Origin of the sequence: Acidovorax sp. NCPPB 3576, assembly GCF_028473605.1 — a bacterium.
Classification (GTDB): domain Bacteria; phylum Pseudomonadota; class Gammaproteobacteria; order Burkholderiales; family Burkholderiaceae_C; genus Paracidovorax.
On record NZ_CP097267.1, the window covers coordinates 3880918 to 3898412 of the forward strand.

A 17495-nucleotide genomic window follows, 5' to 3' on the forward strand; every position below is an offset into this window, starting at 1 on the left:
GATGACGGCCCCCGACTGCACCGCGCCCGAGCCCGTCGTCGCCGCACCCACGGCCCTGCCCGCCGCCAGCCTGCTGCAGCTCATCTGGCTGGCCTCGCCGGCGCTGCCGGTGGGCGGGTTCTCCTACTCCGAAGGGCTGGAAGTGGCGGTGGACCGCGCTGGCGTCACCACCGAAGCCGCCGCCGCCGAATGGCTGGCCGCTCAGTTGCACCTGACCCAGGCGCGCGGCGACATGGCCGTGCTGCAGCAGGCCCTGGCCGCGTGGCGCGCCGCCGACCACGCCCGCGTGCGCCACCTGAACGACTGGGTACTGCAAACGCGCGAGACCAGCGAAATGCGCCTGCAGACCGAGCAGATGGGCCGCTCGCTCGCCGACTGGCTGCGCAACCAGCACGCAGGCGACGCCGCGCGGCTCAAAGACGTGGCCGTGCTCGCCGCCCTGCCGCCCACCCCCACCTACCCCGTCGCCTTCGCCTTGGCCGCCGCCAGCACCGAAGCCGGCGCGCGCGACGTGCTGCTGGCCTACACCTTCGGCTGGGCCGAGAACATGGTGCAGGCCGCCCTCAAGGCAGTGCCCCTGGGCCAGAGCGCCGGCCAGCGCATCCTGGCCCGGCTGGCAGCCGCCATACCCGCCGCCGCCGATGCCGCGCTGCACACCGGCGACGCGGACCGCCAGGCTTTTTCGCCCATGCTCGCCATCCTGTCGGCGCAGCATGAAACCCAATACTCCCGCCTCTTCCGATCATGAACAACACCACCACCGCGCTGCACCACATCCCCCACCGCACCAAGCCCCTGCCCCCGCTGCGCGTGGGCATCGGCGGCCCGGTCGGCTCGGGCAAGACCACCCTGCTGGAAATGCTGTGCAAGGCCATGCGAGACAAGCACGACCTCATCGCCATCACCAACGACATCTACACCAAGGAAGACCAGCGCCTGCTCACCGTGAGCGGCGCCCTGCCCGCGGAGCGCATCCTGGGCGTGGAAACCGGCGGCTGCCCCCACACCGCCATCCGCGAAGACGCATCCATCAACCTGGAAGCCATCGACCGCATGCTGGCGCAGTTCCCGAACGCCGACGTGGTCTTCATCGAAAGCGGCGGCGACAACCTCGCGGCCACGTTCAGTCCCGAGCTGAGCGACCTCACGCTCTACGTGATCGACGTGGCCGCGGGCGAGAAGATCCCCCGCAAGGGCGGCCCCGGCATCACCAAGAGCGACCTGTTCGTCATCAACAAGACCGACCTGGCCCCGCACGTGGGCGCCAACCTGGACGTGATGGCCGCCGACACCACGCGCATGCGCGGCACCAAGCCGTTCGTGATGACCAATCTGAAAACGCTGCAGGGGCTGGATGAGGTGGTGGCCTTCATCGAAAAGAAAGGGCTGCTGCTGCAGGCGGCCTGATGCGCAGGGCGAGGGGTGGAGGCCGGCTAGAATACGCGCCAGTTTGCGGAGACTTGGGTGAGCGGTTTAAACCAGCAGTCTTGAAAACTGCCGACGGGCAACCGTCCGTGAGTTCGAATCTCACAGTCTCCGCCAGCTCGACATTCAGAGCACTCCATGACGCGCCTTAGGGCGCGTTTTTCATTGTGTCCCTCTATTCCTCAAGATACCCGCACTAACCCACCGCACAATTCCGAACTCGGTGGCTCGGGGGTTTGACCAGGAAAACCCTCTATCCGCCGACGATGCCAAAGAATTGCTCGCGAACTGTCAGTACGGGGGTAAGCCGCTTTCGAAACCAGGACGACTACATGCTTGGCGTGACTGCACTTCCAAATCGACGACCGATCCAACATCGAGTCCTCCGCTTCTGGCTGATTGGCGTGCTTTGAAAGATGGATTGGGCGCGTTGCGCAAAGCAGGGCAGCATGCGTTTGACAGAGACAGTTCAAGCGCATTTGCGTCCCGATAGAGCCGCAGAAAATTATTCGCAAATACAGGGGGGTTGTTTGTCCGATATATTCAGCACTGCCATAGATGTACTCAGCGGGACTATAAAACAGAAGGAACCAGAGTACAAAACCAGAATTTTCCAGCTGAGAGATATCCCAAGTGTGATGCGTTCGCGGCTGGGCTGGCCTGTGGCTGCCAACTTAATGGATCGGTGGTTCGCCGGGACAGCATTTGCGATGCCGCCTGAAATGAAGGAAAGCCGGGGAATCTATCCTTTGAATAAGCTGAGTGCTGCGCACCTTGAAGAATCAATGGTAAGAATGTCCTGGGCTCTCGGCTTCAATCGAGTTCGAACGGCAATGGCACAACTACAAGCGAAATGGGCCAGTCCAGCAGGAATCAAGCAGTTGAAAACGAGGGTAGAAAGGGGCAGTTCTCGACACGTTGGACAATGCTGGAGATTCGGGAATTTGGGCCTACCGGCAAAAGAGTTAGATGACACCTGCCAAGTCAACTTTCTTCTGTTTGGAAAAATGGGCGACCCCATGGATGATTTCTACGGAGCCATGGGTGAGGCCCAGATAAAAATTGCAGCTTCAGGCATCGTGACCCCGCAGGAAAATGGCAAGTTATCTGTGGATATTGATGAACTGGGTTTTTACTTGCGGGATTCATATGATTTCCAGGACGGCAATAACTTTATTTCACAGCCTTTGGGATGCTGGGGCTTCAATGGTGTTGAATGCAATACATCTTTTCGTGGCAGCATCAATATTGAAGACAAGGTGGCTGACATAAACCACGCATCTGCGGCAGGCAGGAAATATCTGGTGCAAAACTCAGACTTTCAGAAATGGCGCGCGAAAAATCAACGTGGCGGGGACTTTATGGTTTTATCTGACGTTCATCGCGTGACCTTGCCATTCCCGCAAAAGTTTGTCTTTTAAAATGGCAAGAGCCCTTTCAACAAAGGCGCGTCGGGCGCTCTGGTTTGCTACTGCTCTCGGCATGATTGCATTCGCTTGGTACGCCTGCAAGCCTGTTTTCAAAGGGGCGGAAATAAGCCCGATGAAGGTGTATCGTTTGGAATACTATGACGCGCCACTCGTACAGCGTGTCATCCATTACCAAATGAAAATACCTTCATTGGTAAAGCTATACCGTATTGAACCTGAGAAGTTGCTGGGTGAAAGCGATATTTTCGATTTATGGATGAACGGCACACCTTATTGGTGGACCGATCCACCAGCCAATGCGGTGGTAGTGGGTAGCAGTGTGGTGTTTGAGAATATTCCATCGGAATGCCCCACTGCATCCGGTTGCCCGCGTTAACTCGATGCTCACATGCCAACCCTCTTTTTCGCTTATTTCGCGCCATCGCGGGTTTCCAGTTGATGCGATTCAAAACACATCATGGATAGATGACGTCTTGCGGCTTGCGCTGTCGACGCAGGTCAAGCCTTCCTTGCCGCTATCAATGGCGGCTTGACCGACCCAGTTGGTGATGGACTGCGCGGTGACGTTGAACTCGCGCGAGAGTTAGGCCGGCGCGCGTCCGGCACGTACCAATTCAACCATTTGTTGCCTGAACTGCGTTGGGTACGGCGGCCTGACTTTGGACATTTGCGGCTCCTTGAACACAAAGAATGATGTGTCCACGGAACCGGGTCAACTCCACGCTGGCAAACAGCGTTCCCGAGGGCACAACGCATGCCGCACTTCCTCGGCACCAGCCTTCGCTTAAAGCCCGGTTGGTTCGGGCGTTTCACGCAGCGAGCCCACACCGGCTGCACCATGGCACCCAACCACAACGTCAGCCGGCGGTTCGGCGGCTGCCGGCCACCACATTGCATTGGAACGGGACATGACATCGACATTCAGCCTCACCAAGCTGCGCAACGCCATGGGTTCGGCAGGCGCTGCCGCCACTCCAGCGCCTGACGCGGCCCCCCGCGCGCCCAGCAGCAAAAGCAAGTCCTCGACCGGATTCGGCGGGCTCCAAGGACGTGAGAACCTGGCGCAAAGCGGCGGCATGGCCCCGCGCGGGCGGTCGCCGATGACACAGGCGTTCTCCAGCGCCGCGCAGCACGCCCGCGGGGCGGTGAATCAGTTCTCGCAGGGCATGCGGCAGGAAGTGCAGCAACACAAGCAAGGTTTTTCGGCATTCCGTGCCGAATCGCATGCGGCGTCCCGCCCCAATTTTGGCTACGACGGCGTGGCCCAGAACCACCGCCGTGCACAAGCCGGCCACCAGCAGAACGCCCAGAGGGCGTATTCCCAAGCCGCAGGCCATGCGCGTGCGTTTTTCGGGGAAACGGCGCACGGTGTTTCGCAGGGCGCTCGCCAGGCGGCCTACTCGCTTTCATCGACGATGCAGCGGTTCGACCCGCGCCGGCTGGCCGACAAGGCCGCACGCTATGGCAATGCAGCCCTCCATCAGGCGACCAATGTGGCAATGGTGGGCCTGGGTGGCGCGCTGCTCGCAGGCGCCGCCGTAGCCGAGGGGGTGAATGCCGCACGGTACAAGGTGGGACAGGTCGCGCACTCCGCGGCCCAGAAGGTGGACCACGCGATGTATCGGGCAGAGCATGCGGTTCAGTCGGCGGTGTACCGCGTGGACCACGCCGTGCAATCTGCCGCACACCGTGTGGACCATGCCATGCACCGGGTGGACCATGCGATCCAATCGGCGGTGAACCGTGCGGAATACGCCGTCCACTCCGGCATCAACCGCGTGGACAACGCGCTGCACCGGGCCGATTACGCAATCCATAACGCAGGGCACCGCATCGACCAAGCACTGCAATCGGCCGCCCATCGGGTCGACTATGCGGCGCAGACCGCCTTGCACCATGCCACCTATCCGATCCGGGCAGCGGCGCACACCTATGAGTCGCTCTCGCATGCCGCATCGGTGTTCAAACAGGACATGGCGCGGTTCGACCCTTACCGCATGTCGCACCAATACCAGCAGTACCAGGCGCGCCCTCAGTGGTATTGATCGCCACCGATGGCGCCCAACGTCCCCGCTGAACGCTGCATTGCCCTTTCTCATTCCTTAAAACCCGCCATGACTACCGAAACCATCGCCGAAACCCCCGTGAATTCCGACGTGTTGCCCGCCGACAGCGCTGGCAGCGATGCGCCGCTCCCGTTCGATGAACGCGCCCTGCTGGCGCACTACGTGCTGCGTGATTTCGAGCAAGCCGTGGCGAACGTGGAGCAGCAACTGCGCGAGGCCGAGCCAGCGCCCGATGCCCAGGCGGATTCGCCTCCCACGGAAGAGGAGCTGAATGCCCTGGCCGACGAGCGCATGGCCCTGGCCCGCGACATCGTGACCGGCGCGTGGCTCAACCGGAACAATCCGCAGTGGGACCCGACCCAGCCGGAAACCCATCGGCCCGACCCGAACGATCCGCTGCTGGCGATTCTGCAATCGGTGCTCGAACCCGCCGCGAACTAAACGCGCGATGGGGCCGGCAAGCCGTCATCCGGCGTGGGAAAGAGATCTCGCACCCTGACGCCCGCTGCAGCGCGGCCTCCCAGCCCGCGCTTCATGCTTCGTTCCAAGACCCATTCATTCGGACATTGCTGACACCTGCACAGCCCCGAATGCACCATCTCAACCAGTCATCCACGAAATGCAATGGGGCCGTCGTGGCGGGCCATTTCATGACACCCCCTTGGAGCGGAAAATGAAGACATCGCTAACCCCCAGCAACAAACTGCAGCGCACACCGGATTCAGCGGCACCAGCACCCGCCGCACGCCCCGGCCCCAGCGTCGCCAGCCGGGTAAGCACTGCGTTCGCTGGATTCAGCGGACTCCGAGCGCGTGGCAGCACGGGGCAGGACGGGGGCATGCCGCCCCGCTCGTCGATTTCCCTGCGCAGTCAGCCTTCCGCAACGCAAGCGTTTTCCAGCGCAGGCCACCACGCCCAGAAAGCCTTCCAAGATTTGTCGAGCGGCCTGCGGCATGAGGCCAAACAGCAAACGAACGACTTCAAGGCCTTTGTTTCCGAAACCAAATCCAACTACGGCACGGCGGAAATACAGCGCATGAAGCAGGCATACCATCAAAAGGTCGCCCAAAGCGCCTATTCCAGTGCAGCCAGCCATGCGCGATCATTTTTCGGTGCTGCGGCGCAAGGCATTACACAAAGCGTGCGGCAGGCCGCCAGTGCCGTTACGTCGATGGTGGTCAACTTCGATCCGCATCAGTTGGCTCAAAAGTCCGCGCGCTACGGGGATACAGCCCTCGCCAAAGCCAGCCAGCTGGCCCAATCGGCACTGCAGTTGGTCGAAGCGACCGCGCAGTCTGCCGTCAATGGCACCAAAAAAGCGTTTCACTCCGCCACCCACGGCAACAGCAACGGCTCCGTGATGGATCGGGTGGAGGACGCCCTCGGTTCTGCAGCGCAGCGGATGGGCAATGCACTGCAATCCGCCATGCAACGCGCGGAAAAAGCGGTTGATTCCGCGCTGCGGCCTCCTCCAACGACCGCGGAACGGGTGGAGCAAACCCTCGACAACGCAGTACAACAACTCGGCAATGCGGCGAAATCCGCGGCACAGCGCATCGACAAATTGATGGGCCGCTGACCGCGAACGGCACGGTGTGCGCTCCGGGCGCGCTCCGGGTTTTCGTGCGTCGAGCGTCTGGGGCTGAACGGGTCTCAGCGCACAGCGTGCGGTTGCAGCTTTCGCGTGGAGCCCGCCGAATCATCCACCTCCCGCAAGAGCCGCATGCCCACCAGCGTGTAGCGCGTGTCCGGGCTGTTCCAGTTGCGGTACGAGCAGCGTGCATACAGCGGCCAGGTGTGCCACGAGCCGCCGCGGCGCACGCGCACGCTGCCTTGCGCGGGGCCTTGGGGATCGTCGCGCGCCGACTCGGCATAGGCGGTGTCGCCATGCCAGTCGGACACCCATTCCCACGCGTTGCCCACCATGTCGTGCAGGCCGAAGGCGTTGGCGGGGTAGCTGGCCACGGGCGCGGTGAAGGCGTGGCCGTCGTGGCCTTTCAGCGCCTGGGCCTGCCAGCGGGGCCAATAGGGCGCGGCGTCCTGGTCGAACGTATTGGCGTGCCGCACCAGGCTTTCGGGATCGTCGCCGTGCGGGTAGCGGGTGCGCGTTCCGGCGCGGCAGGCGTATTCCCACTCGGCCTCGGTCGGCAGGCGGTAGCGGTGGCCTTCGGTGCTGCTGAGCCATGCGGCCAGGGCGTGCGCGTCGTGCCAGGTGATGTTGACCACGGGGTGGTCTTCGCCCTGCGCAAAGCCGGGGTTGCGCCAGGAGTAGCGCCGATCGCGCCCCTCGAATGCGTCGCCGCGCTCGGTGGTGGCGGGGTCGTAATCGGGGTTGTAGCCATAGCCGCCGGTGCCATCGGCTTCGGACTCGGGGCGATAGCCCGATGCCTCGATGAAGCGGCGGAACTGCCCCACGGTGACCTCGGTCTGGCCCAGGTAGAAAGCCCGGCGGATGCGCACGGTGTGCACGGGCGCCTCGTCCGCCAGCAAGCTGAAACGTTTGCGTTCCATGAGCGGGTAGGACGCGGCCAGTGCGTCGGGGGATTCGTCGCTGCCCATCCGGAAGCGGCCAGCCGGGATGCGCACGAAGGGCATGCCGAGCGAATTGGTCCAGACCTTGGCAGCGGGCGGCTGCGCGTTCGCGCAGGGCGAGCCCATCAGACCCAGCGCCGCTGGCATCCAGGACAGAACACAGAGCAAGGAGGGGCGCATGGCGTTTCCCTGAAGGGCCCGGAGGCCGGAGACGGCCAGTGTATGCGGGTGCCCGCGGTGCGCCGAGGATTTCAGTGAAATCGGTCTTCACCGCATATATCACTAGGGCACATAGCTATCAATATAGGAGCATCTCCTTGCATGCGCCTCGCCACGCGGCACGGGCGGCCCAGCGGGCGCTCAGGCCGGCTCGAAGTCCTCGCGGGCTTCTTCCTGGGTGGACGAAAGTGGCGCCGCCGCCGAGCCGAGCGGCCGATGCTGCGGCGATGCCGCCGGCCCACCCTGCCCTGCCGGGGCGGTCGGCACGCGGTCCTGCGCCACGCGGCCGGCCCGCATGGTGACCACGCGGTCGGCCAGGTGAAAGTAACGGTCGTCGTGGGAGATGACGACCAGCAGGTGTCCCTTGGCGCGCAGCTCGGGCAGCAGCTCGGTATAGAACAGGTGGCGGAAGGTCGGGTCCTGGTCGGCGGCCCACTCGTCGAACACCAGTACCGGGCGCCCTTCCAGGTAGGCATGCACCAGCGCCAGCCGCTTGCGCTGGCCGGTGGAGAGGTCGGTGGTGGTGAACACGCCGTCCTTCACCGACACCTTGTGGGCGATCTCCAGGCGCTCCAGGTATTTTTGGGCTTGTTCCGTGGACCCCACCGATTCGCCGCCCAGCAGGTCTTCGAACAGGTAGAAGTCCGAGAACACGGTGGTGAACAGCTGGCGGTAGTCGTCGCGCGTCTCGGGCACGACGGGCTCGCCGTCCAGCACGATGGTGCCGCTTTGCGGTGCGTACAGCCCCAGCAGCAGCTTGATGAGGGTGGTCTTGCCGGAGCCGTTGTCGCCCACCACGAAGACGAGTTCGCCCTTGCGCAGGCGCAGGTCGATGGGACCGAGCACGAAGGGCTCGCCGCCCTCGGGCGCATCGAAGGCGTAGCGCACGTCGCGCAGTTCGATGGCATCGTCCAGGCGGGCCTCGCGCTGCTGCGCGTGCAGCGGCAGGTGCGGCTCGGGGCTGGCGAAGCGGGCCGACAGGTCCGCGATGCGCTGGAAGGCCACCTTGGCCCGGCCCACGCCGGGCAGCGCCGAGGCGATCTGGTCCATGGGGCCTTTCAAGAACAGCAGCACCAGCACGAACCCGCTGAGCACGGCCGGCTCGGGCGCGCGCAGGGCGGCCCAGCCGAGTATGAGCGCGATCAGCAGGAAGAACAGCGCCGAGCCGAAGGCCGTGGCGATCACGTAGGTGTTGATGGCGCGCCCGTTGACGGTGCGAATGCTGTCCACCACGCGCTCGATCTGACCGCTGAACATGCGGGCGCGGCGCGCGCGGTGCATGCGCAGCTCCTTGGCGCCTTCGCTGATGCCGCGGTAGGCCTTGTGCAGTTGCTCTTCGTATTCGCGTGCCTTCCAGAAGCCCGCCACGCCGCGCGACTGCGCCACCACCTGGATGGTGGCGCCGATGGCCAGCGCCACGATGAGCACGCCGAACAGCGGCAGCGACAGCACGGCCAGGTAGATCAGGCACCCCAGCGCGATGGCCACCGCGATGAGGGTGGCCGAGAGCGCGAACACCACGTCGCTGATCATGTCCACGTCCTGCGACAGCACAGGCATGAGGCGGTGTGTGCGGTAGCGCTCCAGCGCATCGATGGGCGCCGCGAGGATTTTCTGGGCCAACCCCTTGCGCACCTGCGCCACCAGGCGCTGGCCCACGAAGTTGCTGGACATGTCCGACACGACCCGGCCAGCCAGGGCGCCCAGGCACAGGCAGATGAAGACCATGAGCAGCCCGCCGGCCAGCCCGCCCGGCGTGTTGAGCACCCGGTTGATGGTGGCCAGCAGCGCGACGGTGGCCGCGCCGGCCCCGATGCCGGTGATGGCGGACAAGGCGATCCACGGAAGGAAAGGCTTTAGCAGGCGCCTGATTTCGGCGGCGTTGCCGCTGGGGCCATTGGGAGATGTCATGCGAAGGATCTTTCCGCCCCGGTGGCGTGCAACGCCCCGCGGCCCGGCAGGAGTGGAATGGACGACCACAGGCGCCCGGCCCGCGCGCAGCGCGGCCTTGGACGGCCTGCGGCGGCGCTTGCGCGCCACCCACCCCCGAGACGATGGCGCGCCGCAAATGTTCATGACGACGTTCACGCGACGGGCAGAAAGCCCAGCGGCAAGGCCTTGGCCGTGAACATCGGCGGGTCTGGAACGTCTCGTTTCCATGCCCCCCGTGATGCCGCTGCTGCAACCCCTGTTCCCCGGCGCGCTGGCGCCCCATGGCGACGGCCTGCAGTGCGCGCCGGCGCCACCGCACGGTGCCGTGAATCTCTCCACGCTGCTCGATGCGCCCGGCGGCCTGGCCGATGTGCTGCAACGCCAGGCACGGCACCGGGGCGCGGGCCTGCACGACCTGCGGGCCGTGGCCTCGGTATGGACGCTGGATTACCTGGACCGGCTGCTGCCCCCGGTGGTGGCCGCGGCCAGTGTGCTGCAGCACGCCTTGCCCGTGGGGGCGCGAAACATCTGGCTGCAGTTGGACCCCAACGGCACAGTGCAGGGTTTTCACATCGTCGCCCTGGGCATGTCGATGCACGGCACCCGCACGGAAGAGCGCTATGCCGCGCTGCTCTGGCAGCACCTGCAGCCGCTTTTTCTACGGCTGGCCGAACAGACGCGGGTGGCGCCCAAGATCCTCTGGGGCAACACGGCGCGGCGCCTGGACCACATCCTGGCGCAGGCGGTGGCCCGCGTGGCCCCCGGCACCCCGGTGGCGGTCGACCGCGACTTTTTACTGCACCGCGCGCAGTGGCCTGGCGGCGGCAACCCGATGCACGGCCCGCAACGCGAGGTGTCGCGCGGGGCAGGCGCCGCCCCTTTGACGCTGCACCGGCAATGCTGCCTGTACTACCTGCTGCCCGGCGAAAGCCACTGCGGCGCGTGCCCGCTGGCGCCCCAGCACCGGCGAACGGCCGAAGCGCCGAGCGTGTGAGTGCCTGAGAGGGCCACCGTCTTCCGCCGATGCGATCCCTCGGATGAAGCGGTGGCGACGGGTCGGTGAACAGATGGGCGGGTCGTTCGTCTTCCCCACATGGGGCCCAAGAACGGCCATGAGAACGGCCACGACCATGGCCGCGCTGCGCCCGGGCAGCGGCCATGTTGGCGCCTCCGATCGGTTCATCCACCCTTGACTGGACTTTACTTCGCTCATGCCCAAGGCAAAACTCGCATACATCCTCTCCCTGCGGAACGCGGCGGCCGACCAGGCGGGCCGGCACGTGGCCTACAAAGGAGAGCAGCGCTACATGAAGTCTCCGCTGGAATCCCTGGCCGAGGCACTGGACCAGACGCCGCTGGGCGATGCCTATTCCCTGGAAGGCATCGTGTTCGACGACGATCCGCAGTCTCCGCGGGACCAGGCCGCATTGCAGGACTACGGCTTTTCGTGCGACCCCGCGCGGCCCTGGATTTTTCCGCACGGGCTGCGCGCGCAGGGCAAGCCGCTCAAGGACCTGATGCATTCCGTGCCTTCCACCTACCGCCAGCTGCCGCGCGATTCGGCGCAGCGGGTGCCGGCCAAGCAGGATTTCGAGCGCCGGCTGCGCGAGCGGCTGGACGCGCTGCAGGCCGACATCGTGGTGCTCGACGGCCTGCTGGTGATCCTGGACGACTTGGCGCGGCCGGGCAATCCGTACTGGCATCGCATCGCCAACATCCACCCGGGCATCACGCGGCCCGGGTCGCCCTACCAGCGCCGCGGCGCCTACGCCACGCTGGATGCGCTGCACGGCGCGCGGGGCGAGAAGGTCATCGACTGGGCCACGCGCGCCACCGTCGCCGTGCCGCCCGTATCGATGACGGGCGCCTCCTTTCACTACGTGGACCAGGGCATCGATTCGGGCGAGGTGATCTTCGACGTGCTGGCCACGCCCATCGCGCCGGACGACACCATTTTGGAAATGCGCTGGAACAACTTCCAGCAAAGCCTGTTTCCCGCGTTGCACCAGGGACTGGCATTGCTGGCGGAAAAAACCCCTCTCATCACACAGGAGCCGACATCCCATGCCTGCCATTCATGACCTCATCGGGATCGGCTTCGGCCCGTCCAACGTCGCCCTGGCCATCGCGCTGGAGGAAAAGCGCCATGCCAGCCGCCCCCTGGACGCGCTGTTCATCGAGCGGCAGCCGGCCTTCGCGTGGCACCCGCACATGCTGCTGGACCAGTCGCACATGCAGATATCGTTCCTGAAGGACCTGGCCACACTGCGCAACCCGACCAGCCGGTACACCTTCATCAACTACCTGCACGAGAAGGGCCGCCTGCCGGACTTCATCAATCTCAAGAGCTTCTACCCGAGCCGCCGCGAGTTCAACGACTACCTGGGCTGGGCCGCGGAGCAGTTCGAGGACCACTGCATCTATGGCGAGGATGTGTTCGAGGTGCTGCCCGAGCGGCAGCATGCCGGCGCCGCGCCGCACGGACCGCAGGCGTCGCCCGTCTCCCACCTGCGCGTGCGCTCGCGCAACCGGGCGGGCACGGTGACCGAGCGGCTGGCGCGCAACCTGGTGGTGGGGGTGGGCGGCACGGCCAACATTCCGCCGGCCTTCCAGCCGTTCAAGGCCGACCCCCGCGTCTTTCACTCCAGCACCTATCTGCAGGGCATGGCGGCCCACGGCACGGCGCGCAAGATCGCGGTGGTGGGCGCGGGGCAGAGCGCGGCCGAGATCTTCATGGACCTGCAGGGCCGCCCCGGCGCGCCGCAGGTGGACCTGATCATGCGGGCCCGCTCGATCAGGCCCTCGGACGACAGCCCGTTCGTGAACGAGATCTTCAACGTGGAGTTCACCGACTACATGTACAGCCGCCCGCCTTCGGAACGCTCGGCGCTGCTGGAGGAGTTCTGGCACACCAACTACGCGGTGGCCGACATGGACCTGATCCAGCAGATCTTCAAGCTCTTCTACGAACAAAAAGTGGCGGGCGGCGAGCGGCTGCGCTTTCTGCGGCGCCAGGAAGTGGGCGCGGTGCGGGCCGACGCAGCCGGCATCCACCTGACGATGGCGGACCAGGACACCGGCCAGGAAGGCACCGTACGCTACGACGCCGTGGTGCTGGCCACGGGCTATGCGCGGGCGCAGCACAAGGACCTGCTGCAGCCCCTGGCGCCCTACCTGGGCGACCTGCAGGTCGATCGGCACTACCGCGTGCAGACCACGGCAGACTTCCATCCGGCCATCTACCTGCAAGGCGCCTGCGAAAGCTCGCACGGACTGAGCGACACGCTGCTGTCGGTCACTTCGGTTCGCACCGGGGAGATCGGCAACGCCTTGCTGGCCGCTGCCACGGCCCACCCGGCCGCGCCGACACGCGCCGCCCACGGATCGCGGGAGCCCACGCCGGCCTGAGCGTTCGCGCAGGCCGTGCTGGCCCCGAGCGCGGCCCGATGAGGACCCCACGCGGTCCCATGCTATGATTCAAATGCGAACTATTCGCATTGAACCCAGGCCACCGTTTTCTGTAGCGCCGCCCGCGCACCGGCGGCGTTGCCGGATGGGCGGCCCGCTCTGTGGCGGTGCCTGGGGTCCGATCATTGGCATCTGCGGGAAACGGCCTCATGCGCGATCTGATCCATGAACTGGTGGCCCACTATGGGGATTTGCGCCGGCACCTGACGTACGAGCTCAGGGACCCGCACTATGCGGCCGACATCGCGCAATCGAGCTTCGAGCGGGTCTATGCCCAGGCCGTGGGAGCCAAGGGCTCGGCACCGCGCGAATCGGCCGCGCATTCTTCTGCGGCCCCCATCGAGTCGCCCCGCGCCCTGCTCTTTCGGGTGGCGCGCAACCTGTGCATCGACGACTACCGCAAGCGCAGGGTCGCGCAGGACTGGGCCAGCCAGCATGCGGGCGACGAGCGCCACGGGGCGGTTCCCTCTTCCGAATACTTCGCGGCGCAGCGCCAGGTGCTGCAGCGGCTGGTGGCGATGATCGAGCAGTTGCCGCCCCGGCGCCGCGAGGTCTTCCTGCTGTTCCGGGCCTACGGCCACACGCGCACAGAAATCGCCGAGCGCCTGGGCATCACCGAGATGGCGGTGGCCAAGCACATGGTGCGCGCCACGGTGGATTGCTCCCGCGTCTTCGCCGAACTGCGCGCCAGTCTGATCGAGCACCAGAGCCCGTCGGGCCGCTCGGGCTTCGAGGCCGCTCTGGCCGAAGACTTTTCCTGACCCGCGCAGCATGTCACTGGCCCCTGCGCCGCGCGAGCGCTTGATCGAACACGCGATCGCACTGATCGTGCAGGCCGATGTCGCCCCCGACCCGGCCGCGCAGGACGCGCGCGCCACGCTGGCGCAATGGCGCCAGCGCTCGGGCGAGCACGAAGCTGCGGCCCAGGAAGCGCGCCGGCGCTGGGATGCCATCGGCAGCGTCTCGACCGACCTGCGAGCCCATTTCAGCGATGCGGCTGCGGGCATTGCGCCGCCGGGTGCGGGGCGCTCACGGCGCCTGCTGCTGTCTGCCGCCGCGCTGCTGGGCACCGGCCTGCTGGCTGGGCGCGGCGTACAGTGGATCTGGCAGCAACCCGTGTTCACCGCCGCCTACGCCGCGCGCACCGCCCAGGTGCTGAAGGTCTCGCTGGCCGATGGGCAGGATGGCGCGCCGGGCAGCCGGCTGGACCTGTCACCGCAAAGCGCGATCGATGTGGCGCTGTACCGGCAGCATCGGAGCGTGCGGATGGCCCGGGGCGATGTCCGTTTCGAAGTGGCGCGCGATGCGGACCGCCCATTCGTGGTGCTGGCCCGCGGGGCACGCATCGAGGTGGTCGGCACGGTGTTCACGGTGCGCGACCGGGGTGGTGCCGTCACCGTGGGGGTGGAGCGTGGGCATGTGCGCGTGCAACCGCTGGCAGCCCCGGGCAATGCCAGCCCGGCCGACCCGGCCAGCGCGGCAGGCCCGGCGATCGACCTGTACCCGGGCCAGTTGCTGGAAATCCGGGACGGCCGGACCGAGCCGGTGCGCTCGGTGGACCCTGCCTTGCTGTCGTCCTGGCGGGAGGGCTGGCTGGTTTTCAGGAACGAACCGCTGCGCGATGCGCTGGCCACGGTGAATGCCTACCGCGCCCAGCCGATCACGCTGGCCGACGAGCGGGTGGGCGATCTGCGCCTGTCCAGCCGGTTCCGCGCGGGCGACTCCACCGCTTTGCTGGCCGCGCTGCCGACGATCCTGCCCTTGACCGTGCACGCCCGGGCGGATGGCGGCGTCGAATTGCGCGCCCGCTGACACAACGAAGGGACGCCGGGGAGAAGCACCTCGGACAAAAGAAACCGGCCACGGGATGTCTCCGTTTCGCGTGCCCGAACGTCATGGGAACAAAGCACAAGCCACGCCCGCCCGAGGGCCAGTGCGCCTGGACCGCGATGGACCGCTGCCTTGTCGTTCGATTTACCTGGAGTTTCAGAGCCATGCATTCCTTTCCCCGTCAGTCCCTGCTGGGCGCGGCGCTTGCCGCCGCGTTCGGAACCCTTCTTGCCGGCTGGAGCCCCGCAGCCCTGGCCCAGGCGCCACAGGCCGTGGCGCCGCAGGCCTTCGACGTGAAGGTGCCGGCCCAGCCGCTGGCGGGCGCGCTGGCCGAGCTGTCGCGCCAGACCGGGGTGCCGGTGTTCGCGGCTGGTGACCTGGTGGCCGGGGCCGAGTCCCGCCCGGTCTCGGGCCGCCTGACGGTGGAGCAGGCCCTGCAGTCCATGCTGGCCGGCAGCGCGCTGGAGGCCGGCAACGCCGCTGGCGGGGGCTATGCCATCCGCCGGGCCAGCCGGCAGGCCGCCAGCGGCACCTTGTCCACCGTGGTGGTGAAAGCCGGGGCCGATACCGAGCGGCCCGATGGCCCGGTCAACGGCTACGTGGCCCAGCGCAGCCGCACGGCCACCAAGACGGACACCGCGTTGCTGGAGACGCCCCAGTCGATCTCGGTGATCGGGCGCACCGAGATGGATGCGCGCGGCTCGCTGGACCTGATGGACATCGTGGCGCAGACGCCCGGCGTCTCGGTGGCGGCCTATGGGCCGGACAACCGCGGCTGGGAATACATCGCGATTCGCGGCTTCCCGGGCAACACCAGCAGCTACCGCGACGGCCTGCCGCAGACGCAGTTCGGCGTGGTCTACCGCATGACCGAGCCTTACGGGCTGGAACGCGTGGAAGTGCTGCGCGGCCCGGCCTCGGTGCTTTTCGGCCAGGGCGATGCCGGCGGCGTGATCAACCGCGTGAGCAAGACACCCAGCGCCGATGCCACGCGCGAGATCGAGGTCCAGTACGGCAGCTTCGACCGCAAGCAACTGGCCTTCGATGTGGGCGGCGCCCTGGGCGAAGGCAGCGACCTGAGCTTTCGCCTGGTGGGCGTGGGCCTGGACAGCAACGACCAGGACCGCTACCCGAACGGCGACCGCATCAACCGCACCCACGTGTACCTCGCGCCGTCGCTGCGCTGGCAGCCGAGCGCCGCCACGTCGTTCACGCTGCTGGGCGAGTTCCTCAAGGACAAATCGGGAGAAGATCCGTACTACGCCAATTTCTTCGGGCCGGACGGCAACCTGCGGCACGTCAAGTACGGCGACCCGTCGTTCAGCCGCTTCCAGCAGGACCAGTCTTCGCTGGGCTACCAGTTCGAGCACGCGCTGAACAACGGCTGGACGGTGCGCCAGAACGCGCGCTATACCGACATCGCACTGGAACGCAATGCGCTGTGGGCAGACTCGGTGCTGGCGGATGGGCACACCATTTCACGCAGCACGCGCTCCTGGGACGACGGGCTGAAGCAGGGCTCCCTGGACACGCAACTGCAGGGCTCGGTGCGCACGGGCGCCGTGCAGCACACGCTGCTTTTCGGGGTGGACTGGAACCACCTCGAAGGCACCGCGCTGCGCTTTCGGGGCATCGGCCCCAACCTGGACCTGCTCAACCCGGTGTACGGCATGTCCGTGCCGACACCGCGCACGGCCATGGCCGACTTCACGCAAAAGACGGACCAGATCGGGCTGTACGCACAGAACCAGATCCGCTTCAGCGACCGCTGGGTGGCCACGCTGGGCGGGCGGCAGGACCATGTCAAGACCACCACCGACAACCGCCTGAACGCCCAGCGCACGACGCAGAGCGACGACGCCTTCAGCGGCCGCGTCGGGGTGAACTACCTGCTGGGCGGGGGCTGGTCGCCCTACGCGAGCTATGCCGAATCGTTCCTGCCCACGAGTGGCGCAGACGCCAACAACAACCCGTTCAAGCCGAGCCGGGGCAAGCAGGTGGAGGTGGGGGTCAAGTACCAGCCAGAGGGCGGCAAGACCCTGTTCACTGCGGCGCTGTTCGATCTGCGAAAGACCAACGTGGTGACCTACGACAGCATCACATCGGACGCCCGGCAGATCGGCAAGCAACGCTCCCGCGGGCTGGAACTGGAGGCCAAGGCCGAGCTGATGCGCGGGCTCAGCGCCACCGCCTCGTTCACGGTGCTGAATCTCAAGGTGCTGGAGAGCGCGGACACGAGCGAGGTGGGGAAAATCCCGGTCACGATCCCCAAGCAGACCGCATCGCTCTGGCTGGACTACGCGATCGGCGGCGGCTTCGGCGTGGGCGCGGGCGTGAACTACGTGGGCGAGCGCCAGAACGACGAGGCCAACGCGACGGCCGAAGGCGGCTTCACCTTGCTCAATGCCGCGTTGCGCTACGACCAGGGCCCCTGGCGCTTCGCGCTGAACGCCACCAATCTGCTGGACCGGAAGTACAACACCATCTGCTACCAGCGCGAGTGCTACATGGGGCGCGAACGCACGCTGACGGCCACGGCCAAGTACAGGTGGTGAGCCGGGGGTGAGCCAGTCGCAGGCCGCTGCCGCAGACA

15 protein-coding genes, 1 tRNA gene and 1 pseudogene are annotated in these 17495 nt (G+C 66.3%); 14 read left to right on the forward strand and 3 right to left on the reverse strand.

What is annotated here, in order from left to right:
* The first annotated feature begins 1 nt into the window (after nt 1).
* The 5 genes from M5C98_RS17820 (at nt 2) to M5C98_RS17840 (ending at nt 3231) form a co-directional block, all read left to right on the forward strand.
* Nucleotides 2–748, forward strand: coding sequence for an urease accessory protein UreF (locus M5C98_RS17820; RefSeq protein ID WP_272548792.1), 747 nt, complete (start codon nt 2–4; stop codon nt 746–748).
* Complete coding sequence (gene ureG, locus M5C98_RS17825; RefSeq protein ID WP_272548793.1) at nt 745–1407, forward strand: urease accessory protein UreG; 663 nt, start codon at nt 745–747, stop codon at nt 1405–1407. Before M5C98_RS17820 ends, ureG begins: the two co-directional genes overlap by 4 nt.
* 47 nt (nt 1408–1454) lie before the next feature.
* A tRNA-Ser gene (locus M5C98_RS17830) sits at nt 1455–1542 on the forward strand.
* 332 nt (nt 1543–1874) lie between these two features.
* Nucleotides 1875–2846, forward strand: a complete 972-nt coding sequence (locus tag M5C98_RS17835) for a DUF6402 family protein (protein ID WP_272548794.1) — start codon at nt 1875–1877, stop codon at nt 2844–2846.
* Between the two features lies 1 nt (nt 2847).
* Nucleotides 2848–3231: a hypothetical protein gene (locus M5C98_RS17840; RefSeq protein WP_272548795.1), complete on the forward strand. Its 384-nt coding sequence runs from the start codon at nt 2848–2850 to the stop codon at nt 3229–3231.
* Nucleotides 3232–3351: 120 nt separating this feature from the next.
* Here the strand turns inward: M5C98_RS17840 and M5C98_RS24825 are convergent.
* Nucleotides 3352–3522: pseudogene (locus M5C98_RS24825) on the reverse strand (helix-turn-helix domain-containing protein); the annotation flags it as partial.
* Between the two features lie 241 nt (nt 3523–3763).
* Here M5C98_RS24825 and M5C98_RS17845 point away from each other — a divergent pair.
* From M5C98_RS17845 to M5C98_RS17855, 3 genes are all read left to right on the forward strand, one after another.
* On the forward strand, nt 3764–4900 hold the full coding sequence (locus M5C98_RS17845; RefSeq protein WP_272548796.1) for a hypothetical protein: 1137 nt from the start codon (nt 3764–3766) through the stop codon (nt 4898–4900).
* A gap of 69 nt (nt 4901–4969) precedes the next feature.
* Nucleotides 4970–5362 (forward strand): hypothetical protein, encoded by a 393-nt coding sequence (locus M5C98_RS17850; RefSeq protein ID WP_272548797.1) that lies wholly within the window; start codon nt 4970–4972, stop codon nt 5360–5362.
* Between the two features lie 397 nt (nt 5363–5759).
* Nucleotides 5760–6500 carry a hypothetical protein gene (locus tag M5C98_RS17855; protein WP_272548798.1) on the forward strand — a complete coding sequence of 247 codons (741 nt, stop codon included), beginning with the start codon at nt 5760–5762 and terminating at the stop codon, nt 6498–6500.
* A 74-nt stretch (nt 6501–6574) separates the two neighbouring features.
* On the opposite strand, the gene M5C98_RS17860 is transcribed toward M5C98_RS17855, so the two are convergent.
* Together M5C98_RS17860 and M5C98_RS17865 are read right to left on the reverse strand one after the other, a co-directional pair.
* Nucleotides 6575–7633, reverse strand: coding sequence for a formylglycine-generating enzyme family protein (locus tag M5C98_RS17860; protein ID WP_442867199.1), 1059 nt, complete (start codon nt 7631–7633; stop codon nt 6575–6577).
* A gap of 180 nt (nt 7634–7813) precedes the next feature.
* Nucleotides 7814–9583: a cyclic peptide export ABC transporter gene (locus M5C98_RS17865; protein WP_272548799.1), complete on the reverse strand. Its 1770-nt coding sequence runs from the start codon at nt 9581–9583 to the stop codon at nt 7814–7816.
* Between the two features lie 247 nt (nt 9584–9830).
* Here M5C98_RS17865 and fhuF point away from each other — a divergent pair, with 247 nt between their 5' ends.
* The 6 genes from fhuF to M5C98_RS17895 all read left to right on the forward strand — a co-directional run bounded on the left by fhuF (nt 9831) and on the right by M5C98_RS17895 (nt 17457).
* Nucleotides 9831–10598, forward strand: coding sequence for a siderophore-iron reductase FhuF (gene fhuF, locus M5C98_RS17870; protein WP_272548800.1), 768 nt, complete (start codon nt 9831–9833; stop codon nt 10596–10598).
* 217 nt (nt 10599–10815) lie between these two features.
* A complete protein-coding gene (locus M5C98_RS17875; protein WP_272548801.1) occupies nt 10816–11685 on the forward strand; it encodes a formyltransferase family protein in 870 nt (289 codons plus the stop codon).
* Nucleotides 11669–13012 (forward strand): lysine N(6)-hydroxylase/L-ornithine N(5)-oxygenase family protein, encoded by a 1344-nt coding sequence (locus M5C98_RS17880; protein ID WP_272548802.1) that lies wholly within the window; start codon nt 11669–11671, stop codon nt 13010–13012. The genes M5C98_RS17875 and M5C98_RS17880 overlap by 17 nt, the downstream gene beginning before the upstream one ends.
* A gap of 209 nt (nt 13013–13221) precedes the next feature.
* Nucleotides 13222–13833: an RNA polymerase sigma factor gene (locus M5C98_RS17885; RefSeq protein ID WP_272548803.1), complete on the forward strand. Its 612-nt coding sequence runs from the start codon at nt 13222–13224 to the stop codon at nt 13831–13833.
* A 10-nt stretch (nt 13834–13843) separates the two neighbouring features.
* Nucleotides 13844–14884, forward strand: a complete 1041-nt coding sequence (locus M5C98_RS17890) for a FecR family protein (protein ID WP_272548804.1) — start codon at nt 13844–13846, stop codon at nt 14882–14884.
* A gap of 182 nt (nt 14885–15066) precedes the next feature.
* Nucleotides 15067–17457 carry a TonB-dependent siderophore receptor gene (locus tag M5C98_RS17895; RefSeq protein WP_272548805.1) on the forward strand — a complete coding sequence of 797 codons (2391 nt, stop codon included), beginning with the start codon at nt 15067–15069 and terminating at the stop codon, nt 17455–17457.
* The last annotated feature ends 38 nt before the right edge of the window (nt 17458–17495 follow it).